This window comes from Lentzea sp. NBC_00516, from assembly GCF_036346835.1.
Taxonomy (GTDB): Bacteria; Actinomycetota; Actinomycetes; order Mycobacteriales; family Pseudonocardiaceae; genus Lentzea; species Lentzea sokolovensis.
Map to the genome: position 1 here is coordinate 9,136,552 of NZ_CP107840.1, position 23,432 is coordinate 9,159,983.

Annotated in this window: 25 protein-coding genes and 1 tRNA gene; 18 read left to right on the top strand and 8 right to left on the bottom strand. The window is 68.5% G+C overall.

Annotation, left to right across the window (positions count from 1 at the left end):
* Window positions 1-46: 46 nt before the first annotated feature.
* From OG205_RS42460 to OG205_RS42475, 4 genes are all read right to left on the bottom strand, one after another.
* Entirely contained in the window at window positions 47-862 is an 816-nt protein-coding gene (locus OG205_RS42460) for a spermidine synthase (RefSeq protein WP_330278358.1), read from the bottom strand.
* 29 nt (window positions 863-891) lie between these two features.
* Window positions 892-1,287 carry an adenosylmethionine decarboxylase gene (gene speD, locus OG205_RS42465; RefSeq protein ID WP_319977204.1) on the bottom strand — a complete coding sequence of 132 codons (396 nt, stop codon included), beginning with the start codon at window positions 1,285-1,287 and terminating at the stop codon, window positions 892-894.
* Window positions 1,288-1,321: 34 nt separating this feature from the next.
* The gene (locus OG205_RS42470; RefSeq protein WP_330273413.1) at window positions 1,322-2,488 is read right to left on the bottom strand and encodes a type III PLP-dependent enzyme; all 1,167 of its coding nucleotides are present in this window, start codon (window positions 2,486-2,488) and stop codon (window positions 1,322-1,324) included.
* 108 nt (window positions 2,489-2,596) lie between these two features.
* Window positions 2,597-3,775, bottom strand: coding sequence for a metallophosphoesterase (locus OG205_RS42475; protein ID WP_330273414.1), 1,179 nt, complete (start codon window positions 3,773-3,775; stop codon window positions 2,597-2,599).
* 90 nt (window positions 3,776-3,865) lie between these two features.
* On the opposite strand from OG205_RS42475, the gene OG205_RS42480 reads away from it, so the two are divergent.
* The 3 genes from OG205_RS42480 to pabB all read left to right on the top strand — a co-directional run bounded on the left by OG205_RS42480 (window position 3,866) and on the right by pabB (window position 7,300).
* Window positions 3,866-4,363, top strand: a complete 498-nt coding sequence (locus OG205_RS42480; protein ID WP_330273415.1) for a SigE family RNA polymerase sigma factor — start codon at window positions 3,866-3,868, stop codon at window positions 4,361-4,363.
* The gene (locus OG205_RS42485; protein ID WP_330273416.1) at window positions 4,360-5,220 is read left to right on the top strand and encodes a hypothetical protein; all 861 of its coding nucleotides are present in this window, start codon (window positions 4,360-4,362) and stop codon (window positions 5,218-5,220) included. The genes OG205_RS42480 and OG205_RS42485 overlap by 4 nt, the downstream gene beginning before the upstream one ends.
* Before the next feature lie 94 nt (window positions 5,221-5,314).
* On the top strand, window positions 5,315-7,300 hold the full coding sequence (gene pabB / locus OG205_RS42490) for an aminodeoxychorismate synthase component I (RefSeq protein WP_330273417.1): 1,986 nt from the start codon (window positions 5,315-5,317) through the stop codon (window positions 7,298-7,300).
* A gap of 110 nt (window positions 7,301-7,410) precedes the next feature.
* Here the strand turns inward: pabB and OG205_RS42495 are convergent, their stop codons facing one another.
* Window positions 7,411-7,752, bottom strand: a complete 342-nt coding sequence (locus OG205_RS42495) for a histone-like nucleoid-structuring protein Lsr2 (protein WP_093597089.1) — start codon at window positions 7,750-7,752, stop codon at window positions 7,411-7,413.
* A 324-nt stretch (window positions 7,753-8,076) separates the two neighbouring features.
* Here OG205_RS42495 and OG205_RS42500 point away from each other — a divergent pair, with 324 nt between their 5' ends.
* From OG205_RS42500 to OG205_RS42525, 6 genes are all read left to right on the top strand, one after another.
* Window positions 8,077-8,358, top strand: coding sequence for a metal-sensitive transcriptional regulator (locus OG205_RS42500; protein ID WP_319977198.1), 282 nt, complete (start codon window positions 8,077-8,079; stop codon window positions 8,356-8,358).
* A gap of 53 nt (window positions 8,359-8,411) precedes the next feature.
* A tRNA-Leu gene (locus tag OG205_RS42505) sits at window positions 8,412-8,488 on the top strand.
* A gap of 199 nt (window positions 8,489-8,687) precedes the next feature.
* Window positions 8,688-9,164 carry a PTS system mannose/fructose/N-acetylgalactosamine-transporter subunit IIB gene (locus tag OG205_RS42510; protein WP_319977156.1) on the top strand — a complete coding sequence of 159 codons (477 nt, stop codon included), beginning with the start codon at window positions 8,688-8,690 and terminating at the stop codon, window positions 9,162-9,164.
* A gap of 6 nt (window positions 9,165-9,170) precedes the next feature.
* Window positions 9,171-10,778, top strand: coding sequence for a PTS system mannose/fructose/sorbose family transporter subunit IID (locus tag OG205_RS42515; RefSeq protein WP_330273418.1), 1,608 nt, complete (start codon window positions 9,171-9,173; stop codon window positions 10,776-10,778).
* 8 nt (window positions 10,779-10,786) lie between these two features.
* Window positions 10,787-11,173: a PTS sugar transporter subunit IIA gene (locus OG205_RS42520; protein WP_330273419.1), complete on the top strand. Its 387-nt coding sequence runs from the start codon at window positions 10,787-10,789 to the stop codon at window positions 11,171-11,173.
* Window positions 11,170-12,468 carry a hypothetical protein gene (locus OG205_RS42525; RefSeq protein ID WP_330273420.1) on the top strand — a complete coding sequence of 433 codons (1,299 nt, stop codon included), beginning with the start codon at window positions 11,170-11,172 and terminating at the stop codon, window positions 12,466-12,468. Before OG205_RS42520 ends, OG205_RS42525 begins: the two co-directional genes overlap by 4 nt.
* Here the strand turns inward: OG205_RS42525 and OG205_RS42530 are convergent.
* Entirely contained in the window at window positions 12,432-13,196 is a 765-nt protein-coding gene (locus OG205_RS42530; protein ID WP_330273421.1) for a GntR family transcriptional regulator, read from the bottom strand. The two genes, OG205_RS42525 and OG205_RS42530, sit on opposite strands and share 37 nt — an antisense overlap.
* Before the next feature lie 165 nt (window positions 13,197-13,361).
* Between OG205_RS42530 and OG205_RS42535 the strand changes: the two genes are divergently transcribed.
* The 6 genes from OG205_RS42535 (at window position 13,362) to OG205_RS42560 (ending at window position 17,434) form a co-directional block, all read left to right on the top strand.
* Window positions 13,362-14,264 (top strand): cellulose-binding domain-containing protein, encoded by a 903-nt coding sequence (locus OG205_RS42535; protein ID WP_330273422.1) that lies wholly within the window; start codon window positions 13,362-13,364, stop codon window positions 14,262-14,264.
* 75 nt (window positions 14,265-14,339) lie between these two features.
* Window positions 14,340-15,107 carry a hypothetical protein gene (locus OG205_RS42540; RefSeq protein WP_330273423.1) on the top strand — a complete coding sequence of 256 codons (768 nt, stop codon included), beginning with the start codon at window positions 14,340-14,342 and terminating at the stop codon, window positions 15,105-15,107.
* A complete protein-coding gene (locus tag OG205_RS42545) occupies window positions 15,104-15,337 on the top strand; it encodes a PfkB family carbohydrate kinase (protein WP_330273424.1) in 234 nt (77 codons plus the stop codon). Before OG205_RS42540 ends, OG205_RS42545 begins: the two co-directional genes overlap by 4 nt.
* A complete protein-coding gene (locus tag OG205_RS42550) occupies window positions 15,334-16,158 on the top strand; it encodes an SMP-30/gluconolactonase/LRE family protein (RefSeq protein ID WP_330273425.1) in 825 nt (274 codons plus the stop codon). Before OG205_RS42545 ends, OG205_RS42550 begins: the two co-directional genes overlap by 4 nt.
* Before the next feature lie 74 nt (window positions 16,159-16,232).
* Window positions 16,233-16,847 (top strand): ClpP family protease, encoded by a 615-nt coding sequence (locus OG205_RS42555; protein WP_330273426.1) that lies wholly within the window; start codon window positions 16,233-16,235, stop codon window positions 16,845-16,847.
* The gene (locus OG205_RS42560) at window positions 16,844-17,434 is read left to right on the top strand and encodes a ClpP family protease (protein ID WP_330273427.1); all 591 of its coding nucleotides are present in this window, start codon (window positions 16,844-16,846) and stop codon (window positions 17,432-17,434) included. The genes OG205_RS42555 and OG205_RS42560 overlap by 4 nt, the downstream gene beginning before the upstream one ends.
* Here the strand turns inward: OG205_RS42560 and OG205_RS42565 are convergent.
* Window positions 17,431-17,787 (bottom strand): helix-turn-helix domain-containing protein, encoded by a 357-nt coding sequence (locus OG205_RS42565; RefSeq protein WP_330273428.1) that lies wholly within the window; start codon window positions 17,785-17,787, stop codon window positions 17,431-17,433. The genes OG205_RS42560 and OG205_RS42565 overlap by 4 nt on opposite strands.
* A gap of 147 nt (window positions 17,788-17,934) precedes the next feature.
* On the opposite strand from OG205_RS42565, the gene OG205_RS42570 reads away from it, so the two are divergent.
* Both OG205_RS42570 and OG205_RS42575 read left to right on the top strand, forming a co-directional pair.
* A complete protein-coding gene (locus OG205_RS42570; protein WP_330273429.1) occupies window positions 17,935-18,738 on the top strand; it encodes a calcium-binding protein in 804 nt (267 codons plus the stop codon).
* 99 nt (window positions 18,739-18,837) lie between these two features.
* Window positions 18,838-19,569 (top strand): hypothetical protein, encoded by a 732-nt coding sequence (locus OG205_RS42575; RefSeq protein WP_330273430.1) that lies wholly within the window; start codon window positions 18,838-18,840, stop codon window positions 19,567-19,569.
* Here the strand turns inward: OG205_RS42575 and OG205_RS42580 are convergent.
* Window positions 19,541-22,525 carry a BTAD domain-containing putative transcriptional regulator gene (locus tag OG205_RS42580; RefSeq protein WP_330273431.1) on the bottom strand — a complete coding sequence of 995 codons (2,985 nt, stop codon included), beginning with the start codon at window positions 22,523-22,525 and terminating at the stop codon, window positions 19,541-19,543. The two genes, OG205_RS42575 and OG205_RS42580, sit on opposite strands and share 29 nt — an antisense overlap.
* A 110-nt stretch (window positions 22,526-22,635) precedes the next feature.
* Between OG205_RS42580 and OG205_RS42585 the strand changes: the two genes are divergently transcribed.
* A complete protein-coding gene (locus OG205_RS42585) occupies window positions 22,636-23,427 on the top strand; it encodes an SDR family NAD(P)-dependent oxidoreductase (protein WP_330273432.1) in 792 nt (263 codons plus the stop codon).
* Window positions 23,428-23,432 lie beyond the last annotated feature (5 nt).

Sequence of the window (23,432 nt, forward strand, 5' to 3'; positions counted from 1 at the left end):
GGGCGCCTCCCGCGAACGGGAAGCGCCCCTCTCGAAAAGCCTGCGATCAGGCCAGCGACTGCCGCACCCGGTAGGGCGGAATGCTGTTGCCCACCAGTGCCAGGTCGTCGATCGACTCCGGCTCGTACCCGGCCGTCTTCAGACGCTCGACCATCAGCGCGGTCGGGTCCTCGACGACGTCCGCGCGGCCGAACAGGTACGCCCACTCGTGCTCGTCGGAGCCGTAGTAGGCGACGGTGTCGAACACCTCGTTGAACCGCTGCCAGGAGCGGATCAGGGTGGTGTTGCGCCACATCGTCTGGCAGCCGGACTGGTTGACGACGACGCCGCCGGGACGCAGCAGCGCCTTGCACATGCGCAGGAAGTCCGCGCCGTACAGGCGGTTGTGCTGCGCCTCTTCCTCGCGCTCGTCGGGCAGGTCCACCAGCACGATGTCGTACTTCTCCGACGTCGTGCGGATGTACTCGAACCCGTCGATGTACTGCACGCGGATCGGGCCGTCACCCTTCTCCGCGGCAGCCAGCTCCGAAGACGTGTAGCCGTACGGCAGGTGCTCCGCGCACAGCTTGACGGCCTGCTCGTCGATGTCGATGTGGTCGACGACCGTAGCGCCGTGCTGCACGGCCATCTGGCACACGACGCCCTCGGAGGAGCCGATGACCAGCACGCGCTCGACGGTGTCGGCCAGCAGCAGCGCCGGCACCATCAGGGCCTCGTGGTAGGTCAGCTGGCTGAACTCCGTCGACTGGCGGTCGTCGTCGCAGAACAGCGACAGACCCTGGGCCGTACGGGCGATCACCAGGTGCTGGAAGTCGGTCTTGGTGTCGACCAGCACCTCGTCCACCTGCCAGTGGCGGGTCATGCCATCGGCGAGCGGCTCGTTGATCGTGTTCACGCGACATGCTCCTTGACGCCACGAGTGACGAGGTCCGTGCTCACGTGAGCAGCGCCCAGAGCGTCAGCGAGTAGTTGGACGGCCAGCGCTGGTTTCGCACGGGTACCGCAGGTGAACACGTCGACGAACACCGAACCCACTTCGGGATAAGTGTGGATCGACGCATGGGATTCCGACAGCAGGGCCAGCACGGTGACTCCTTGGGGATCGAACTTCTTGGAGATCACCTCCAGCACGGTTGCGTCGGCCTGCGTGAGAACCTCACCAAGGGCGTGCCGCAGGAACTGCTCGTCGTCGAGCAGATCCGCGCTCACACCCGAGAGCTCTGCAAGTACGTGCTGTCCCGCGAACAAACCGACGGTCTCCTCGGTCTGACAGGGCGCTTCGGACATCAATCACTCCAAACTATGTGAATTGCGAACAGGCTTAGACGCAGTACGTGGCCAGCGGCGGGAAGCCGTTGAAGCACACGGACGAATAGGAGGAGGTGTAGGCGCCCGCGTGGAGGATGTCCACGTGGTCACCCGCCTTCAGGTCGAGCGGCAGGTCGTAGCGGGTGTGCTGGTAGATGACGTCGTCCGCGTCGCACGTCGGACCTGCGAGGACGATCGGGCCGACCGGGCCGCCGTCGCGCGAGGTCCGCAACGCGTAGGCGATCGCCTCGCCCTCGGTCTCGGCCAGGCCCTGGTAGCGGCCGATGTCGATGTACACCCAGCGCCGTTCGTCCGAATAGGACTTCCGCGACACCAGCACGACCGAGGAACGGATCATCCCGGCCTCGGCGGAGATCGCGCGGCCGGGCTCGATCATCACCCTGGGACGCGCGGCGCCGAAGTGGCGGGCGATCGAGGCCTCGATGGCGACGGCGAAATCGTCGAGGGAAGGCGTGGAAGCCTGGTACACGGCGGGAAGCCCGCCGCCCAGGTTCACCGTCGACGTCTCGATGCCTTCCGCACGCAGCTTCGCGGCGATCAGCGCGGCGTCGGCGATGCCGGAGTCCCAGCCCTCGACGGAGAGTTGCTGCGAGCCCGCGTGGAACGCGATGCCGAGAGGAACGAGTCCCAGCTGGTGCGCGAGCCGCAAGAGATCCGTCGCCATCTCCGGATCGCAACCGAACTTGTTGCCGAACGGGTAGGTGGAACCCTTGCTGTGGACAAGAATCCGCACCAGTACGGACGAACCGGGCGCGTGCTCGGCGACGAACCGCACGTCCTGCTCGCTGTCCGACACGAACATCCGCACACCACGTGAGTGGGCGTACGCGATGTCAGCGGCCTTCTTGATGGGGTTGCTGTAGGAGATCGACGACGGCGCGGCGCCGCGCGCCAGGCACAGGTCGATCTCCGCGGGTGACGCCACGTCGAAGTGCGAACCCTCCGCGACCAGCGTGGCGACCACGTCGGACTCCGGGTTCGACTTGACCGCGTAGAAGATGTCGATGGACGGCAGTGCCGCGCGAATCGCCTGGTAGCGCGCGCGAATCGTCTCGAGGTCGATCACCAGACACGGTGTCGACGGGTTCTCCTGGTCCAGGAAACGCCGAATACGAGCCTCTGCCTCGTAACGCCGGTCGACGGCGAAGCTCTCGGTCATTTCCCCAGGGTTCCCCCTTCATCCGCCTCGCGGTCCGTACGCGGGCACGGCCGTCCACTCTACGGCCTTGACACCGCAATCGCGCAATCCAGTACAGCCGAGTGTGATTTAGCCAGCAGAACGCAGCTCGATCATCGTGATGTCCGGGGGCGCGCCCACGCGCACCGGCGGACCCCAGAAACCCGCGCCACGACTGGTGTAGAGCCAGGTGCCGTCCACCTTCGACAGCCCGGCGGTGCTGGGTTGCTGCAGCGGCACAAGGAAGTTGAACGGCGCCATCTGTCCACCGTGTGTATGACCGGACAACTGGAGGTCGACGCCGTGTGAAGACGCGTCGGCGACCTGGACGGGCTGGTGTGACAACAGGACTACGGGGTTGTTTCGGTTTCGTCCCGCGAGCGCGCGGCCGAAGTCCGGGCCGTCGTCGTAGGACTTCCCGGTCACGTCGTTCACGCCCACGACCTCGATGCCGCCCGCGATGGTCAAACCCTCGTTGCGCAACGGGTTCACGCCGAGCCTGTCCAGCTCCGCGATCCACTGCTCGTGCCCGGAGAAGTACTCGTGGTTACCGGTCACGAAGAAGCTGCCCTGCTTCGACACCAGGTCCCGCAACGGTGCCGCGGCCTCGCCCAGCTCGGCGACGGTGCCGTCCACCAGGTCGCCGACGATCGCGACCATGTCGGCCTGCTGCTCGTTGATCATCCGCACGATCCGTTCGGTGTGCGAACGCCCGAGCAGCGGCCCGAGGTGGATGTCGCTCACGACCGCGATCCGGAAGCCGGACAACGACGACTGCAGCTTGTTCAGCGTCACCGGCACGTTCAACAGCTGCGGGTCGCCCAGCGCCTGCGTCATGCCGTACCCGACGACGCCGCCCGCCGCGACGCCGGAACCGATCGCCACCGAGCGCGCGATGAACAGCCGCCGCGACGGGTCCGGCACGACCTCCACGGGCTCGACGGGACCGGCGCCGGCGGCCACCGGCGTGAGCACGGCCCGCTTGAGCAGGATCCGGCGCGGAATCTCCGCGACGCCGAGCGCGATCGCCAGGTAGAACAGCACGGCCAGCCACACGAACCCGGGCCAGGCGAAGAACTTCCCGTACTCCGGCGGCACCCTGCGCGTCACGACCAGGGCGCTCATCAGCATCACGAACGCACCGACGATCGCCACGGTGCCGATGCGGCGCCCGAGCGTGCGGGGCAGCGTCGTGTTCACGACCAGCCGCCGCCACAGGTACAAATGGCCCAGCGCGACCGGGACGCCGAGGAGCAAAAGGAAAATCACGACATCAGTATGCGTTTCGAGAAGTTCATGCAACCCGCCAGGCCCCAGGTGGCGTGACTAACCCGGCACCGCAGATTAGGGGGAAACCTGATGAGTGATCGGGACGCCGCGTTCCAGGAGTACTTCGCGGCCCGTTCCGACGTCATGCGCGGCACGGCGTACCTGCTGTGCGGCGATTGGCATCGCGCGGAAGACCTCGTGCAGCAGGCCTTCACCAAGCTGTACCTGGCTTGGCGGCGGATCGAGCGGCACGAGGCGCTGGACGCCTACACCAGGCAGATCCTGGTGCGGACGTTCCTGTCCGAGCGACGGCGCGGGTGGTTCCGGTTCGAGTCGGCAAGTGACGACCTGACCGACTCGGCGGCTCCGCCGGGCGTCTACCCCGAGGAACGGATGGTGCTGCTGGAGGCGCTGGCGAAGGTGCCTCCGAAGCAGCGTGCGTGCCTCGTCCTGCGGTACTGGGAGGACATGTCCGTCGAACAGACGGCCTCCGTTCTCAAGTGTTCGGAAGGAACCGTAAAGAGTCAGGCCGCGCGGGGGCTGCAGACGCTGCGCGGTCTGCTCTCACAGCAGGAGAGGGTTCGATGAACGAACAGGACCTCAAGCGAGCTTTCCAGGATGTGGTGGTGGCGAGCAGCCCGCCGCCGTCGATGGATCCGGGCGTCGCGCTCGACAGGGCGCACAAGGCCCGGTCCAAGCGGCGGGCGTCCGTCACGGGGGCCGCGGTCGCCGTGCTCGTGGTCGGTGTCGGGCTCGGGTCGGCGTTCGCGCTGAACCCGCAGAGCACGAAGGACTACCTGATCGGCGCGGGGCAGAGCAGCAGCTCGAACCCCGGCAAGCCCGCTTTGCCGGACACGCAGTGGGGCGAGGAGTGGCCGGTGGGGCAGTCCGACCGGACCGCCACCAACGGACCGCAGGCCGACCGCGGCACGCAGCTGCTGAACCTGGCCAAGGCGTCCGTGCCGGCCGGGTACGACGCTCCCGATCTGAAGTACAAGGATCCCAGCATGTTCGGCGGCATGCTCCGCGCCCAGGCGCAGATCTCGAGCAACAAGGGCGAGACGCCGGAGATCTGGCAGTACACGGCGTACGTGCCGGTGCGCAAGGACGACAAGGTCGGTCAGCTGACCGTCACCGTGACCACGCCGAATCCGAACAACCCGACGGATCCGTGTGTGCTGGCCAACCGCGTTCACGGCAATGCGGACTCTGGTTGCAAGACCTACGAAGTCGCAGGGAATCTGGTCGGGGTCGCCTCTCTCGCGAACCCCGCCCAGGGCAATGCGACGACGGCGGCCTACCGGGCGGCCAACGGCTGGACGGTGACGATCACGCAGGAGGAGGAGTACTCGTACAGCGGGTATCCGAAGCTGGACAGGCAGCCGTTCTTCGCGCCGGAACTGGCGGCGCTCACGGCGGATCCGAAGTTCCTGCTCGGTAGCTGAGTTCGCGTCCGAGTTCGGAGGGCGGTCACGATTTGTGGCCGCCCTCTCTCGTTGGTCCTTTCGGGTGTTTTGGCAGGTAGAGTGCCGTCCTGGAATGCGAACCCTGCTCATCGACAACTACGACTCGTTCACGTTCAACCTCTTTCAGCACCTCGCCGAGGTGAACGGCGCCGAGCCCGTGGTCGTCCACAACGACGACCCGCGCTTCCGGCTTGCCTCACTGCGGTCGTTCGACAACGTGGTGATCTCTCCCGGACCCGGCCGGCCCGGCAATCCCGCCGACTTCGGCATCTGCCGCGCGGTGATCGACCACGCCACGATCCCGTTGCTGGGCGTGTGTCTCGGCCACCAAGGCCTGTGTCAGTCGTACGGCGCTGTCGTGGGGCCTGCGCCCGTGCCGCGCCACGGGATCGTTTCCGCTGTCACGCACACGGGCGTCGACGTGTTCGCCGGGCTGCCCTCGCCGTTCGACGTCGTGCGGTATCACTCGCTGGCTGTCACGGATCTGCCTTCTTCTTTGGAGGCCATCGCGTGGAGTGAGGACTCCGTGCTGATGGGTGTGCGCGCTCTCGACAGACCCGCGTGGGGTGTGCAATTCCATCCCGAATCGATCTGCACCGAATTCGGTCGCGAGATGCTCGCGAACTTCGCCGCGCTGACCCCGACCAGGACGGCCGCGGTGCCGGAACCGGTGCTGGTTCGCTCAACGCCTCAGAAGCGCCCTGTGCACGTCCGCCGGCTGGGTGTGGCCGTGGACGCGGAACAGGTGTTCGCGGCGCTCCACGGGGCCTCTGAGGCCGCGTTCTGGCTGGACAGCGGGCCCGGCGGGCGGTTCTCGTTCATGGGTGATGCCTCCGGACCCCTTGCCCGCGTCGCGCAGTACTCCGTGCAGGACCAGGTGCTCACCCTCGACGGAGCGCCGCGGCCCTGTCCTTCTTTCTTCTCCTGGCTGGACGACGACCTGGCGGCGTGGGGCGTCGAGCAGCCGGACGTGCCGTTCGACTTCGCCCTCGGATGGGTCGGGTATCTCGGCTACGAGCTGAAAGCGGAGTGCGGCGGCGACTTCACGCACCGCGCGGAGCAGCCCGACGCGTCGTTCGTCTTCGCGGACCGTGCCGTGGTCATCGATCACGTTGATGATTGCGTCTATTTGCTCTCGCTGACCGATGACACCTGGTTCGGCGAGGTTTCGGCTGTTCTGCGACAGCTCAGGCCATTGCCGGAGCCTTCCCGGCCGGTCGTGTCGGAGGTGACGTTGCGCCATCCGCGCGCGCACTACCTGAAGCTGATCAGCGCGTGCCAGGAAGCGATCACGGCGGGGGAGACCTACGAGGCGTGCCTGACGAACATGATGTCGTGGCGTGCGACGCTCGACCCGTGGGACACATATCGGCTGCTTCGCGCCGCTAATCCCGTTCCGTTCGGGGCGTTGATGCGTTTCGGTGACCTCTCCGTGCTCAGCACGTCACCCGAACGATTTATCCGGGTGGGCCGAGATCGCGTCGTGGAGTCATCGCCGATCAAGGGGACGCGGCCGCGAGGTGTTGATGCGGCGGACGACGAGATGTTGCGCACAACGTTGGCGCGATCGGTCAAGGACCGCGCGGAGAACCTGATGATCGTGGACCTCGTCCGCAACGATCTCGGCACGTGCGCGGAAGTGGGTTCGGTCGAGGTGACGCGGTTGTTCGACGTCGAGACCTATGCGACCGTACACCAATTGGTGAGCACCGTGAGGGCCAGGCTTCGGCCGGACAGTTCTGCCGTCCGATGTGTTCGAGCAGCGTTTCCGGGCGGTTCGATGACCGGCGCACCGAAGATCCGGACCATGCAGATCCTTGATGGCTTGGAAGCCGGTCCACGCGGGGTGTACTCGGGAGCGCTCGGTTACTTCTCGCTCAACGGAGCCGCGGACTTCAGCATCGTCATCCGAACGCTGGTCGCGAACGGGGACCAGGTGAGTTTCGGAGTCGGCGGAGCGGTCATCTCACTGTCCGACCCTGACGAGGAATTCGAGGAGACAGCGGTCAAGGCAGCCGCGGTGTCACGCCTGTTCGGAGCACACTTTCCAGGTCGTTGATCCCGCGTTCCGGGGATAGTGTGAACGAACCGGGATGTGTTAGATCTTTGGGGTTAACACGTCGGCCGGCGACCCGGCCGACGTGTGGAAACCTCGCTTGTTCACGCAGGTCAGGAGGCGTGCGCTTCCTGGAACTGCACGACCAGGTTCTGCGGAATGCGACCGCGGTCCGAGATCTGGTGCCCCTGTGCGCGGGCCCAGTCACGAATGCGCTGCGCCTCAGCCTTGTCGGTGGCCTTGACCGTGGACTTGCCGGTGCCCTTGCGCTGCTTGCGGCCACCCGCACGACGGGCCTTGCCGACGAAGTCCGACAGCGACTCGCGAAGCCGCTCCGCATTTCCCTTCGACAGGTCGATGGCGTACTCGACACCGTCAAGTGCGAAGGTCACGGTCTCGTCGGCTTCTCCGCCGTCGAGGTCGTCGATGAGTTGGACGACGGTCTGCTGTGCCACTGTTCCTCCGTTGGGTACTCACATAGCACGCGGATCCTCGACGTAACCACGTGCTTCGACAACACCATAGTCCACACGAGGAAAAACGGCGAACCTTTCGCCGCTAAAATGTGACCGCAACCGCCCGGTCGGGGCATTTACCCGGTAAACCACACGGGTGTTATGGGTCCAAAATGTGGTGCTACTCGTCTCACTTCGGCCCGTTGCTGGGCTTGCCGGACGCTTCCCCATTCCAGCCGACGGAGCAGCGTCGCACATAACGCACCCCCATCCGGTGCAGGTATCCTCGACATACCCGCCAGGGGTAGGGAAGGTCAGGGGCCGATGCACGGGTACACCGCGGACAAGGACGCATACCTCAAGCGACTGCGCCGCATCGAGGGACAGATCCGTGGTCTCCAGCGCATGGTCGAGAACGACGAATACTGCATCGACGTCCTCACTCAGATCTCCGCGGCCACGAAGGCCCTGCAGGCGGTGTCGCTGGGGTTGCTCGACGAGCACCTGAAGCATTGTGTGGCTCAGGCCGCCGCGGAAGGTGGTCCGGTGGCCGAGCAGAAGCTGGCGGAGGCGTCGGCGGCGATCGGCAGACTCGTTAAGTCGTAGGGGTCCCCAGCAAGAAACTCGGTTGGGTGATCCGCTACAGTTCACCCAGCTACGCCCCCGTAGCCCAATCGGCAGAGGCAGCGGACTCAAAATCCGTCCAGTGTGCGTTCGAGTCGCACCGGGGGCACCAACTTAGAAGCACGCACAGGCCGTGATCTGCGAGAGTTTCGCAGGTTGCGGCCTGTTTTGTTGCGCGGTTCGTCGCGCCCTTTCTTGTTCATCGGCTGTGGAATCAACGTCCTGTTGGGCCGGTTCGGTGCTGCCCGTTGACAGCCGATACTGGTTTGCACCAGTATCGGGGTCACGTCGGCTGACCAGGGGGAGTGGGCATGGCGGGAGTGCATCTGCGGGTCGACAACCGGTTGATCCACGGCCAGGTGACCGTCGCGTGGACCGGGGGGTTACGCGTACGGAAGCTGGTCGTGTGCAACGACGAGGTCGCCGGTGACGAACTGCAGCGGATGTTGCTCCCGCAGGCAGCGAGGGGGCTGCCGACCGAGGTGCTCACGGTCGCCGAGGTGGTGGAACGCGTCTGGGGAGAGGACGTGATGCTGATAGCGAAGCATCCGGCCGACGCGTTCCGGCTCGTCGAGGGCGGGGTGCGGCCAGGGGTGGTGAACGTCGGGAACGTCGCACCCCGCCCCGGCGAGCAGTACACGATGGTGACCAGGTCGATCGCGGTGACCGCGCAGGACGCGGAGGGCTACCGCCGGCTCGCCGCCGAGGGGATTCCCGTTGTCGCGCAGATGATGCCCCGGGACAAGGCCGCCGACTTCACCGCGTTGCTCGACAAGAAGGGGCTGTAGAAGCCGATGCTCGTGGCACTGGCTTTGACGCTGTGGGCCGTCATCTGCACCTACGACGTGCTCGGGCCCTTCCTCATCTTCGCGGGCCGGCCCCTGGTGGCGGGGTCGGTCGCCGGTCTCATCACCGGTGACCCGCTGCTCGGCATGGCGATCGGCGCGACGCTCGAACTGGTGGCTCTGGGGGTCTACCAGTACGGCGGCGCGACGATCCCGGACTACCAGACCGGAGCCATCGTCGGCACCGCGCTCGCGGGGAGCGCGGCGGGACCGCTGAGCGCACAGGTGGCCGTCGGCATCGCGGTGGCGCTGCCCGCCGCCGTGCTCCTGTCCACTTTGGACCCGGTCGGCAAGATGATCACGACCGGCATGGTGCATCGGGCCGATCGCTACGCGGCCGCGGGGGACGCGCGCGGGCTGGCCAGGATTCACTGGCTCGGTCTCGTGCCGTGGTGCGGAGTCCGGGCGGTGCCGACGTTCCTCGCGGCGCTGACGGCGTCCAGTGGCGTGGTCGAGAACCTCACCAAAGGGATTCCCGCGGGCTTCGTGAACGGCATGACGCTCGCCGGGTCCTTGCTGCCCGCGGTGGGGTTCGCGTTGCTGTTGTCGATGATGCAGCTGTCGAAGTACTGGTACCTGTTGCTCATCGGGTTCGTGGCGTTCGCGTACATGAAGGTGCCGTTGCTGGGCATCGCGTTGCTGGGCGTCGCGATCGCGTTCCTGGTCGTCGGCCGCAGCGAGCAGGCGCCGGTGGCAGACGAACCGGCCGAGGAGTCCGATGTGGACCGCCGGCTCACGGACCAGGACCTCAGGAGGGCCTACCGGCGGTACTTCTGGTCCAGTCAGGTGTCGTGGAACTACGAGCGGATGCAGGGGCTCGGTTTCGCCTACGCCATGGAACCCGTGCTGCGCAGGCTTTACCCGGACGCGCACGACTACGCGCTGGGGCTGCAGCGGCACATGCAGTTCTTCAACACCTCGGTGCTGGTCGGCGGGCCGTTGATCCTCGGTTCGGCGATCGCGATGGAGGAGGCGCGCTCGCCGGAGTCCGCGGAGAGCACGAAGGTCGCGTTGATGGGGCCGCTGGCCGGCATCGGCGACACGCTCGTCTTCGCGCTGTACAACAGCATCGTCTTCACCATCGGCGCCTCGCTCGCCTTGCAGGGCAACTGGCTCGGGCCCGCGTTCGCGATGGTCATGGTGCTGGTTCCGTACGCGCTGGTGCGCCGCTGGCAGTTCCGCCTCGCCTACCGCGAGGGCAAGAGGCTGGTCGCCCGCTTCGCCGTCGGTACGCTGGACCGTCTCTCCCAGGGCGCGACCGTGCTCGGGTTCGTCGTGCTCGGCGGGTTCATCCCGTTGATCGTCAAGGTCGTCACGACTCTGACCTACCGGCAGACCACGACGGTCGACGGCGAGCAGGTCACCCAGACCGTGCCTATCCAGGACCGGCTCGACGACCTGCTGCCCCACCTGCTTCCCGTGCTCGTCACCGCCGCCGCGTACCTGCTGCTGACCAAGGCCAGGCTGAAGCCCGTGCTGGTCATCGGAATCTTCGTCGTGGTGGGCGTGACGTTGGGCTGGCTCGGCTGGTTCGCACCCGCCGCACCCAAGAGTTAGGAAGACCGATGACCACACCCGTCCTGCTGGCCGGGCACGGCGCACTGCCGTCCGGCGCCGCCCACGCGGCCCAGCTCGTGGTCGGCCCGCAGTCCCGGCTCCTGGTTTGTGAGCTCGGCCCGGAGGAAAGCCCGGACTCGTACGGGGAACGGCTCGCGGACCTCGTCGGTGACGCGCCGGAGGTGCTCGTGCTGGCAGATCTTCCCGGTGGCACGCCCGCCAACGCCGCGAAGCTGCTGGCCGCACGCCGGGGTGGCGTGCGGATCGTGACCGGTCTCAACCTGCCGATGTTGCTGGAGGTGCTCGTGCGCGACGGTGACGTGGACGAACTGGCCGCGCTCGCACAGACGGCCGGACGGGGCGGGGTCCTGACCGAACCGGTGCTGACTCGATGACGCTCCTGCTCGCGGCCGGTCGCACGGTGATCACGCCGGGTTCCGGCCACCCGATGGGCGGCTACCTGTCCAGGGAGGGCGTCGCGACCGGCGTGCACGACGACCTGGAGGCCACTCTGGTCTGGTTGTCGTCGCAGGACGATCCGGGCGTGGTGTGGGTGACGCTCGACGCGCTGGCCACGGACGTCACGCTCACCCGCGCGTTGGCCACCGTGGTCGCGCAGGAGACCGGAGTTCCCGCGAACCGCGTGCTCGTCTGCGCGTCGCACACCCATTCCGGGCCGGACGGGTGGACCGGGGCGATCCATCCGGGGATGCCGGCACAGCGGGAACCCGAACTCGTCGAGCGGCTGATCGAGCAGGTCGGGGCGGTGGCCGGCGGGATCCGTCCACATCGGACACCGGTGAGCGCTCGCTGGCACGAGGGTGCGGCGGCGCGGGTCGGCGCCAACCGCAACCGGCAGGACGGGCCGCACGACGGATCGGTGGGCGTGCTGACGTTGCACCACCCGGACGGCACGGTGGCGGCGTTGCTCTTCGACTACGCCAGCCACCCGACCGTTCTGGGCGCCGACAACCTCGACTGGTCGGCGGACTGGCCGGGCGCCACCCGCAGGGAACTGGCCGGGCTCGCCCCGGTGGTCGCGTTCCTGCAGGGCGCGGCGGGCGACGCCAGTTCGCGGTTCGTCCGCCAGGGACGTGGTCACGCCGAGGTGTCCGCACTCGGCGGCAGGCTCGCCGAGTCGATCACGGGACTGCTGTCGTCCGGTCGGCCCGTCGAGGAACCGATCCGGTTGACGCGGACCGTGCTGCGACTGCCCCACCGCGCGCTGCCGTCGCCCGCCGAGTGCCGGCAACTGCGCGACGGCGCCGAACGCGGGTGGCGGAAGATGTTGCCAGGCAAGGAGAACGACCCCGCCGTCCGCATCGCGCAGACCAGGTACGAGGGAACGCTGATGCTCAGCACCCTGGCCGCCGCGGGATTACCCGGTGAGGCGGAGGTGCCGGTCACCGTCGTGTCGCTGGGCGAGATCGCCTGGCTGCACACGCCCTTCGAGTTGTTCTCCTCGATCGCGTTGCGCATCAGGGCCGCCAGCCCGTTCGCGCACACGAGGGTGATCGGCTACACCGACGGGTACGCCGGCTACCTGCCTGACCACGACGCCTACCGCGAGGGGCTCTACGAGTCCTACATCGCGCTGGTGGAACAGGGTGCGTCGGACGTGCTGGTGGACCGCTGCGCCGAACTGCTGCGCGCTCATCGCGATCGGCGCGCGGTCGTGAACACGGTGTAGCGGTCGGCCCGGTAGAGCGAACGCCCCGCCTCGATCACCCGGCCGTCCGCCGCGTGCAGCGTGCCCTTGAGCACGAGACAGGGCTGGCTCGGCTCGATCGCCAGCAACGCGGCGTCCTGGGCCGGCGGCAACACGGCGCTGATGGCAGTGTCATTCCAGTCCGGAACCACGCCGAACCGTTCGGTGAGCGTCTTGTGCAGCGAATGCGTCGACCAGTCGAATTGGTCGATACCGGGGAAATGGTCTAGCGAGAGGTTTGTGCGCTCCAGTGCGAACGGTTCGCCGTCGACCGAGCGGAGCCTTTCCAGCCGGAAGATCTGTGCGCCCGGAGGAATGTTCAGGCGTCCGGCGATCTCGGCACCCGCGGATTCCACGAGGGCCAGCAGCACCTTCGCTCCCGGTACCGAACCACGCGCCTGGACGTCCTGGGTGAACGACGTCAGCATGTCGATCTGCGTGGGAGGACGCTCCGCGGTGAAGGTGGCGTTGCCGTGCTGGCGGTACAGCAGCCCGTCCGCCACCAGCCGGTTGATCACCAGTCGGACGGTGCTTCTGGAGATCTGATAATGCTCTGCCATGAATCGTTCCGACGGAATCAGCCTGCCCGGTCCCGCATCGGTCGCGACGGCCTCCAGAATCTCCCTGAGCTGGTCGCCTTTCGGGCGGTCCGGATCCAGCTCTGCGGGGAATTCCAGATCGTCCGCGGGAACATGCTTGGGGCGGGGCACATTGCCATTATGCCCCAGTGGGACGGTGAAACGCCGGGAAGTGCCTGGACGCCGACGCGGTGACGGCCGTTGCGCGGTTGATCAAGGCCGAACGGTGGATGTGAGCGGGGCCGGGAGACCGCTACGGTCGTGCAGGTTTGCATGAACGCGCGCGGGAGTCCTTAGGTGTTGCGGAAGTCCTTGTCTTTTCTCCTGGTTCTTTTGACGTGCGCGTGCACGGTCGAGGGCCAGTCGCGTCCCGTCGCCGCCCCGGTGCAGGTGCGTCAGCCGACGTTGGTCAACGAGGCGACCGGTGACGTGTCCGCTGTCGTGCGCACGGTGATCGACGGCCGCACGGTCGAGCTCGACACCGGCCAGCGCGTCGAGGTCTCGTTGCTGGCGCCGCCCGCGGACTGCTGGGCCGCGGCCGCGCGCACGTTCGCCGAGAAGTCGTTGCTGGCCAAGCTTGTTCGCGTCAGCTCGCTCACGCCCGGCGAGGTGAACCTCCGGCTGGAGGACGGCACCGACTACGCGCTGCTCGCCGTGCGGGAGGGTGTGCTGAGGGCTCAGGCCGCCGCCGGTGCGCTCGCCGACGCCGAACTCGGTGCCGCGCGCGAGGACCGCGGCCTGTGGGGAGCGCCCTGCAACGGCATGGACGCCACACCAACGACTACTACTGCTCCGCCTCCCGCGCAGCGCGTCGAGTCGCCGAAGTCCTTGCCCACGACCACTCCTCCGCCTCCCGTGGTGACGACCACTCCGCCGCCGCCACCCTGCGCGGTCACCTATCGGCTCGACGGCCAGTGGCAGGACGGGTTCCAGGGGAAGATCACGATCAGGAACACCGGCGGCGCCGCGATCAACGGCTGGACGCTGAAGTGGTCGTTCGCCGACGGGCAGACCGTGCGGCAGATGTGGAACGCGTCGGTGTCCCAGCGGGGTTCGGCCGTCACCGCGACCGGCGTCGAGCACTCGAGGTCGATCTCGCCCCGCGGTGAGGTGGAGATCGGGTTCCTGGGCTCGGTCCGCGGCCGGAACACCGCGCCCGCGTCGTTCACGCTCAACGGAACGGCCTGCACGACGAGCTGACTGTTGGTCCTGACGGCGACCCGTGGCAAGATAAATTAGTAATTAACTGCTGATTGATCATGTCAGGGACGAACCGTGCAGGTCACCAGGGTTGTGCCGCTCTCCGTCGAGGTCGATCACGGCCTCGGCGGACGCTGGACCTCGCTGCGCACAGCCGACCGCGAGTGGCTGTGGCACCGGGCCGATCCCGCGCGTGCCGAGGTGACGCCGGGCTCCGCGTTCGTCGACGCGGGCGGCCTGGAGGAGTGCGTTCCGACGGTGCGCGGCCTGCCCGATCACGGCGACGCGTGGAGCAGGCCGTGGCATCGGACCGGTGTGGACTGTCCTGATTTCACGTTCAGCCGCTCGATGTCGTCCGCCGGTGGCGCGGTCGTCGCCGACTACGAACTGATCGCCGAGCCCGGCTACCGGTTCGTGTGGGCAGCACACGCCCTGCTCGACGTCAGCACGGATGCCCGTTTGGACGCTCCGGCCGGCACCTCCGTGCTGATCACCGATCCGGTTCCGGAACTGCACGAGTGGCCCGCCGGCCTGGACTCGCTGGGGCCCGACGACGGCACGGCGACCGGCGCGGTGCTCGACCGCGGCCAGATCCGCGTGATCGACGGAGACCAGCGGCTCGACCTGCGCGTCGAATGCGCCGGCCAGCCCGTCTCCATCGCGTTGTGGCGCAACCTGAAGGGCTGGCCGCAACGCGATCCGTACCGCAGCGTCGGCGTGGAACCCATGCTCGGCCGCACCTTCGACCGCCACGACACCACCCGTCCGGTGGCGGTCGTGCCCGCCTCGGGTTCGGTGCGGTGGCGCCTGACGATCACCGCTCATGCAGGAGGAACGGCATGACCGCCTGCGACCACCAGGTACCCGAGATCGTGCTGAAGCACGGCGCAGGCGGCGCCACCGTGCGAACTCCGGACGGGACCTGGTCCACCGCCGCCCAACGCGTCACCGTCGCCGACACCACCGGCGCGGGCGACGCGTTCGCCGTCGCCACCCCAGGCGACTGGCATGGCCTGCCCACCCGGGCCGACCTGGAACTGCTGGACCTGCAAGCAGGGAGCACCGTCCGATGACGCTGACGCAGTGGAACTTCGAGCAGCTCGAACTCGGCGAAGGCGCCCGCTGGATCAACGGCAGGCTGGTCGTCGTGGACCTGCTGGCAGGCCGCGTCCTGGAGACCCGCGGCGATGTTCCCGCGCCGTTCAAGGAGATCGCCGCCCTCCCGGTCCCCGTCGGCGCCGTGGCACCCGTGCGGGACAGCGACGAACTGATGGCCGCGTCCGGCACCGGCGCGGGCCTGCTGAACGGCCAGCAGCAGGAAACCTTCGCGGACGAGGGCATGCGCGTCAACGACGCCGTCGCCGATCCCGCCGGCCGGTTCTGGATCACGACCATGTCCTACGACACCGAACCCGGCACCGGCGCCCTGCACCGCCTGGGATCGCCCTCACCAGTCCTCAAAGGACTGACGATCCCGAACGGCCCGGCGTTCTCCCACGACGGCAGGCACCTGTACCTGGCCGACAGCGCGCGGGGAGTGGTCCACCGCTTCGACGTGGGCCACGGCGGCGAACTGGGCACACGCCGAGTCTTCCTGCACACCCCGCACCAGACCCCGGACGGCATGACCACCGACGTGGCGGGCAATCTGTGGATCGCCTTCTGGGGAGCGTCCGTCGTGCGCCGCTACCGCCCCGACGGCCGCCTGGACCGGGAGATCATCCTCCCCGCCCGCCAGCCCACGAGCGTCTGCCTCGGCGGCCCGGACCTGGCCCGCCTGTTCATCACCACCGCGAAGTACGGCCTGCGCCGCTCTTCACTGCACGACGGCGCGGTGTTCGCGATCGACGTCGACGTGCCGGGCCGGGCCGCGGACGAGTTCGTCCCCGCGTGAGGGCTGCTGTGAGCTGATCTGCCCACAGCAGAGAAAGAAGCGGACCGGACGCGCCGCCCGGCATCGTCGGTGCCATGACGAACAACGAGAAGCTCTTCAGCCCAGGGCTGCGGGAACGGTTCTTCGGTCAGCGGGTGCTGATTCTCGACGGCGCGCTCGACGACGACAACGGCACGGTGCTGGCCACGCAGATGTTGTCGCTGGCGAGTGATGATCCGCGGCAGGACATCGCGTTGTGGATCAACTCGCCGGGTGGCTCGGTGCCGTCGATGCTGGCCATTCGCGACGTGATGCGGCTTGTGCCGTGTGATGTGGCGACGTTGGCGCTGGGATTGGCTTGTAGCGCCGGGCAGTTCCTGTTGTCTGCCGGGACGCCGGGCAAGCGGTTCGCGTTGCCGCACGCGCGGATCCTCATGCACCAGGGGAGTGCGGGCATCGGTGGGTCGGCGGTCGAGGTGGAGGTGCAGGCGGATGACTTGCGGCACACCAGGGACACGGTGCTCGGGCTGATCGCGGAGGACACCGGGCAGCCGTTCGACCGGATCTTCACCGACTCGCTGCACGACCGGTGGTTCACCACGGCGCAGGCGCTGGAGTACGGGTTCATCGATCACATCGTCAGCGACCTGGGTCAGGTCGTCCCCGTCCGCACGCACAAGCTGGGACTGCACTCGGGAGCCGTCGCATGAGCACCTACACCATCCCCAACGTCATCACGCGGGACGCTCGCGGCGAGCGGGTCATGGACGTCTACTCGCACCTGCTGTCCGAGCGGATCGTGTACCTGGGCACCGGGATCGACTCCGGGGTCGCCAACGCGTTGATCGCGCAGCTGTTCCACCTCGAAGCCGACAACCCCGACATGGAGATCAACCTCTACATCAACTGCGAGGGCGGCGACCCGTCGGCGATGCTCGCGCTCTACGACACCATGCGCTACATCAAGGCGCCGGTCGCCACGACCTGCGTGGGGCAGGCGGTCGCCGCGGGCGCGGTGTTGCTGGCCGCGGGCGCGGAAGGGCGCCGGTCGGTCCTGCCGCACTCCAGGGTCGTGCTGCACCAGCCGGCGGCGCAGGGGCGGGGCACGATCCCGGACCTCATCCTCGCGGCGGACGAGGTGGTGCGGGTGCGCACGCAGCTGGAGGCGATCCTGGCCCGGCACACCGGCCGGACCGTGGCCGAACTGCGCCACGACACCGACCGGGACCGCGTGTTCGACGCGGCGGGCGCGGTCGAGTACGGACTGGTCGACCGGGTGCTGGACCAGCGCGGCTAGGCGGCGAAGGCCATCGCCACGGGACCGGAGGGGCGGCCCGTCGGGCGTGAGGTGTGGAAGTGGCTCCCGGGACGGAAACCGGGGGCTCGCAGGTTGCGGACCTGGCCGGCGATGCCGATCAGCAGATCGGCCAGGTCGATGCCGAGTGCTCCGGCGACCGCCGCGATCATCTCGCTCGACGGCTCCTTGCGGCCGCGTTCGATCTCGGACAGGTACTGCACCGAGATGCCCGCCCGGTCGGCCACGTCGACCAGCCGGTCGCCGCGTTCCTCTCTGGTCTCGCGAAGCTTCCGGCCCAGGGCTTCCCGCCACAGGGGCTCCGGGGTGCGCTTGAAGTCCAGGATCTCCGCCATGTCGTCATGGTGACAGCATCGGGACGGGCGCAAAGGGCCGTTCTGCTACCAGCAGAAAGACGGCCCTAAATCGACCCGAAGGTGACCGAAAGAGCGCTGAGCAGGCTGTTCCCCGCAAGGCAACGACCACCAAGGGGAGAACACAGCATGAGAATGCTCATCGGTCTGGGCGCCGCCGCTCTCGCCGCGATCGCGATGCCCGCCGTCGCGCACGCCGCACCGCACACCACTGTCTACGTGCAGAACAACGTGCTGATCGTCGAGGCGGAGCCCGGCAAGACGAACAACATCACGGTCGGCCTGGACACCGCGCTGCACCGCCTCACCATCACCGACTCCGGTGACCTGCTGGCCGTCGGCGCCGGCTGCACGCTCAGCGGTGCCAACGTGAACTGCGTCTACGAGTCCGGCGCCACGAAGCTGATCACGTCGATCCAGATCCGGGCGAACGACCTCAACGACCGGGTCAACGTCGCCTACGACAACACCAACGCCGACGCGATGCCGGCCCACGTGTACGGCGAGGCGGGCAACGACGTCATCGAGACCCGCGCCAGGGGCACGATCAGCGGCGGCGACGGCGTCGACCAGCTGCGGCCCAAGCGCGGTGGCGTGAACGTCTACGGCGGCACCGGCATCGACCGCGTCGACTACAGCATCGGCAGCTCGCTGCACCCGAACTCCGGCGTCTCGGTGACCATCGGCTCCGGCACCGACGACGGCTACGACACGCTGGCGCTCAAGGACTACGTCGCGGGCGACGTGGAGAACCTGACCGGCACCAACTTCGTCGACCACCTCGTCGGCAACGCGCTGGCGAACAGCATCACGGCGTTGAACGGCAACGACCTCATCTGGGGCGCGGCCGGCAACGACACGCTCAACGGCGGCCTCGGCGTGGACACCTGCCTCGACGCCACCGACGGCGACGTCCTGGTCAGCTGCCCCTGAAAGTCGACGGCCTTAAGACGGCTTTAAGCGAGCGCGGCATCCTTCGGGTCCGCGGGCTGACCAGGCCCGCGGACCCGAAGGGGGATGAACGTGAAGGTGATGAGCACGGCCCTGCTCGTGCTGGCTCTGGCGAGTCCGGGCGTGGCGAACGCGAGCACGGAGGTCGTGACGGTGCAGGCCACCAGCGCGCCCACGTCGGCGGGCAAGACGGTCTCGGTCAACTGCCCCAACGGCACGAAGGTCGTCGGCACGGGCGGCGCGATCACCGGCGAGCGGACCACGATCACGCGCGTGCGGCCGAGCGACGACCTCACGAGCGCCGAGGTCACGGCGGTCGAGCACGGCGCGGGGACCGTGCTGCCGTGGACGGTGACGGTGCGGGCGACCTGTGCGCCCGGTGAGTTCACGCTGGTGTCCAAGAGCGGCACGAAGAACGCCGAGGCGGCCTGCCCCGGCACCCAGAAGGCGCTCGGCGTCGGGGGAGAGACCGCCGGCGGGCACTTCACGAAGATGGCGCCCAAGAGCAACCTCAAGAGCGGACTGGTCGAGACGTCCGCGGGCGACGTCACGGCGCACGCGATCTGCGGCACGCGGCCGGGACTGGTGCTGCGCGGCGGCACCCCGACGGTCGTGGTCACCAAGACCGCCTCGAAGTCCGTTGCCTGCCAAGGCGACGAGCAGGTCGTGAGCGCCGGCGGTGCGGTCGGCGGCGGGATCATCGAGGACGTCACCCCGGCCGGCGCCGGCGCGACCGTCACCGGTGAGGGAACGGACGCGCAGGGCCAGGCCATCCGCTGGTCGATCACGCCCTACGTCGTGTGCTCCCACTGAAGACCCCGGGGTACGGATGCGGGTCGACCTCGATCTCCCGCATCCGCGTGACGTAGGTCTGGTAGCTCCTCCGAGCCTCGCCATGACTCCCTGCCGCGGCGAGAACGCGCACCAGCATCAGGTGCGCCGGCTCGTCGTACGGGTCGCGTTCGAGCACGCGAAGGCAGTACCTGCTTGCCAGTGCGTGCTCCCCACCCGACTCGGCCCGTGCGGCGAGCACCGCCACCACCTGCAGGTAGATCAGCCGTGCCTCCTCGCGCAGCCGGGCCGCCCAGTCCTCGTACGGGTCCTCCTCCAGGAAGTCCCCGTGGTACGCGGACTCGGCGGCCGCGAGCAGTGACTGCGCCTCCGACGAGTTCCGTTGCGCGGCAGCGAGTCCGGCCCGCGCGTCGGCCAGGAACGAGGCCACGTCGACGGGCAGCACGTCCGGGTCGAGCCGGATCGCGTCACCCTCGGCCACAATGCCCGTGCCGGCCCGCAACACGCTGCGGGCCGTGGACAACGCCACCGCGAGCCGGTTCGCGACCTTCTCCGGTTCCTCGTCGGGCCACAGCAGGTTTCCCAGCGCCTCACGGGTGATCGGCCGCCCGCGCCGCGCGATGAGGATCTTCACCAGGTCCCTGGCCTTGCGCGACTGCCACGCGGCGGGCGGCAGTGGTTCGCCGTCGCGCAGCACCCGGAACCCGCCCAGCGTTTGGATGAACAACGCCGGTCTGGCCGCTTTCCGGCACGTCTCGGCGACGCCGGCGGCGGCTTCGGCGAGCACCCGCGCACCGAGATCCGCGGCCTGCTGCCGTGCCTCCAGTGCCAGCTGTTCTCCCGCCGCACCACCGATCAGTGCGGCTTGGGCCGTGCGCACCCGGACCTCGCCGAGCGGGTTGCCGATCTCGCGCCACAACGTCAGCGCCTGGTCGAGCAGCACCGGGTCGCGTTCCAGCACTCCCCGCAGTCGCAACGACCGCGCGAACCCTGCCCGGTCACCCCGCCGGGTCGCGATCTCCGCCGCCTCCTGGCACAGGCCCTTGTCGTGGTCGAGCCACCCCAGCACGAGCAGCGCCGCCACGCTTTCCCCCAGCTCCAACGCCTTGCGGGCGTGCTCACGAGCCAGGTCGGGGTCGTCGCCGGAGAACAGCTCGGCCAGTCCGACATGAGCGAGAACCAGGTGCGGCACGGTGTTCTTGGCCGCCGCGAGCCTGAGTGCCTCGTGCAACGCGAACGCCGCCAGCGCACGATCGCCGCGCAACCGGTGCACCTCGCCCAGGTAGACCAGCGGTGCCGCCGCGAGCCAGCTCCCGGCCTGGTCGAAGACCTTTTGTGCCGCATGGAAATCGGCAGCCGCCTCGTCCAGCCTGCCGAGGCCGAGCAACGCCTCGCCGCGGTTGTGCAGCCCGATCGCCCGGTAGGTGGCGAACCCGGTGACGTCCGCGAGCGGCAGCATCTCCTCGATCTCCCGCAACGCCGCCCCGTGCTCACCCGCCTCCACGTGGTGCGACGCGCGGTTCGAGCGGATGCGGATGACACCGAGCACGTCGCCGGCCTTCTGCGCGTGGTCGAGCGCGATGTCGTAGTGCTCGGTCAGTTCGTCACGTTTTCCTTGCGCCGCAGCAACCATCGCGAGGACGGTGTGCGCGGTGCCCATGCCACCGTCGCTCGTGGCGATCTCCAACGCGGCGACAGCCTTCCCCGCCGCCGAATCCAGATCTCCCAACGCCCAGTGCGCACTCGCGGCGGTGCTCAGCAGCATCGACTCCGCCTCGGGATCGGCGCCGTCCGGCACGTACTCGTCGCAGATCTTCAGCGCGTCCTGCGGTCCGCCGCGCAGGTGCTGGATCCACGCCATGCGCCAGGCCAGTTCGGCGGTGAGGCCGTCCGCGGTGGCCTGGGTGAACCGGTCCGCCGCCGGCAGCCACTCGCCGCGCAGCTGGTGCGCGACGCCTTCGAGCTGCCAGACCTCGGCCGTGCGTTCTTCCTCTGGCACAAGGCTTGTCGCGGTCAGCACGGCGTCCGCGCCACGCGTTCGCAGCACGTCACCGAGCAACGCCGTGACACCGCGCCAGTCTTCCAGCGCCGCAAGGGAATCCACCGCGCGGACGTACTCACCCCGTGAGGTGAACCAGCGCGCCGCCGCCGCATGCACGCCTGCCGCCGGTTCCAGGAACTCCCGCGCCAGCGGCACGAGCGCGAACCACCCAGGTTCGGCCCGGACGTGTTCGACGAACAGCCCGCGCCGGGCCAGATCGGGCAGGATCACCGCGGCCTTCGTGTGTCCCAGCGACGTCAGCAGATCGATGGTGAACCGATCGAACGCGGCCGCGGTCCTGAGCAGTTCGCGGGTCTGCTGCGGTTCTCTGCCCACAACTTCGTCCACCAGGTCGCCGAGCTCCTCGACCGTTCCCGTCTCCGCCACCAGCCGCACCGCGATCGGCCATCCGCCGGTGACGTCATGCACGTCGTTCCCGGCGACCACAGCGGTTTCTTCCGTCGTGAACGCGAGCTGTGCCGCGGTGATCTCGGTCAGTTCGCCGTCGACCTTCAGGCGCCGCAACGAGAACGGCGCGGGCGTCCGTCCGGACAGCACCAGCCGGGCACTCGACGGAAGCTGCAGGCAGAGCGCCTCCAGCAGTTGAACGGCCGAATCTTCCTGTCTCAGCACATGAATGTCGTCCAGGACGACCAGCACGTCCTCCGGCCAGGCGTCGGCCAGCAGCCCCGCGAGGGCGTGCGCGCGTCCGGACTCGTCCTCCCCGGACACCGACGGCACGCTGGTCCACCCGGCTGCCAGGGCGGACGCCATCGGCTGCACCAGCCGATGGCCTTCCTGGCAGGTGTGCCACACGACCGGACGGTCGGTGTGCGCTTGCGTCAGAAGTGTCGTTTTGCCGTATCCGGCGGGGGCGACGAGCGTCGTGAGCCTCGTCGCGCAGAGCAGCCCTTCGAGCCGGGGCCGCCGGATCACCGTTGTCCTCCCACGCCCCAAGATCGTCGCTTCTCCGGCAACGTTACGGACGTATTCAGGCAGAAAAGGACAGGTTGGCAGTGACTGCCAGGTAGGCGTACGGTGTCGGCATGGGAGTCGACTTCAGGAAGCAGACGGTGCTGGTCACCGGGGCGAGTTCGGGCATCGGCGCGGAGTTCGCGCGGCGGCTGGCGGCACGGGGATCGAGCCTCGTGCTCGTCGCGCGCCGCAAGGACAGGCTGGAGGAGCTGGCCGAACAGCTACGGGCTGCGCATGGCGTGACCGTGCACGTCGTGGCCGCGGACCTCGCCCAGCCGGGCATCGGCGAACGGCTGGCGGCGGAGGTCGCTGAGTTCGGCGTCACCAGCGTCATCAACAACGCCGGGTTCGGGAACTTCAGGGCGTTCCACGAGGAGGAGCCCGAACGGTTGCGGCAGGAGGTCGCGGTCGACGTCAACGCCGTCGTCGAGATCAGCAGGGCGTTCATCGAGTCGTTGCGCTCCAACGGTCACGGCTTCCTCGTGAACGTGGCGAGCATGGCGGCCTACCAGGCGACGCCCTGGTCGTCGGTCTACGGCGCGACGAAGGCGTTCGTGGTGAGCTTCACCGAAGGCCTGTGGGTCGAGTCGCGCGGCACGGGCCTGCGCGTCATGGTCCTGTCACCCGGTGCGACGCGCACCGAGTTCTTCGAGGTCTCCGGCAGCGAGGACATGACGGGAGGCCTGCGGATGCAGACCTCCGGCGAGGTCGTCGAGACCGCGTTGCGCGCGCTGGACCGCCGGGTCACGCCGGTCGGTGTCATCTCGGGCCGGATGAACCGGGTGCTGGCTTTCGCCGGACGCCACCTGGCCTCCCGGGCGATGGGCGCGCGGATGATCGGGCGGATGGTGCGACGCGGATAGAGTGG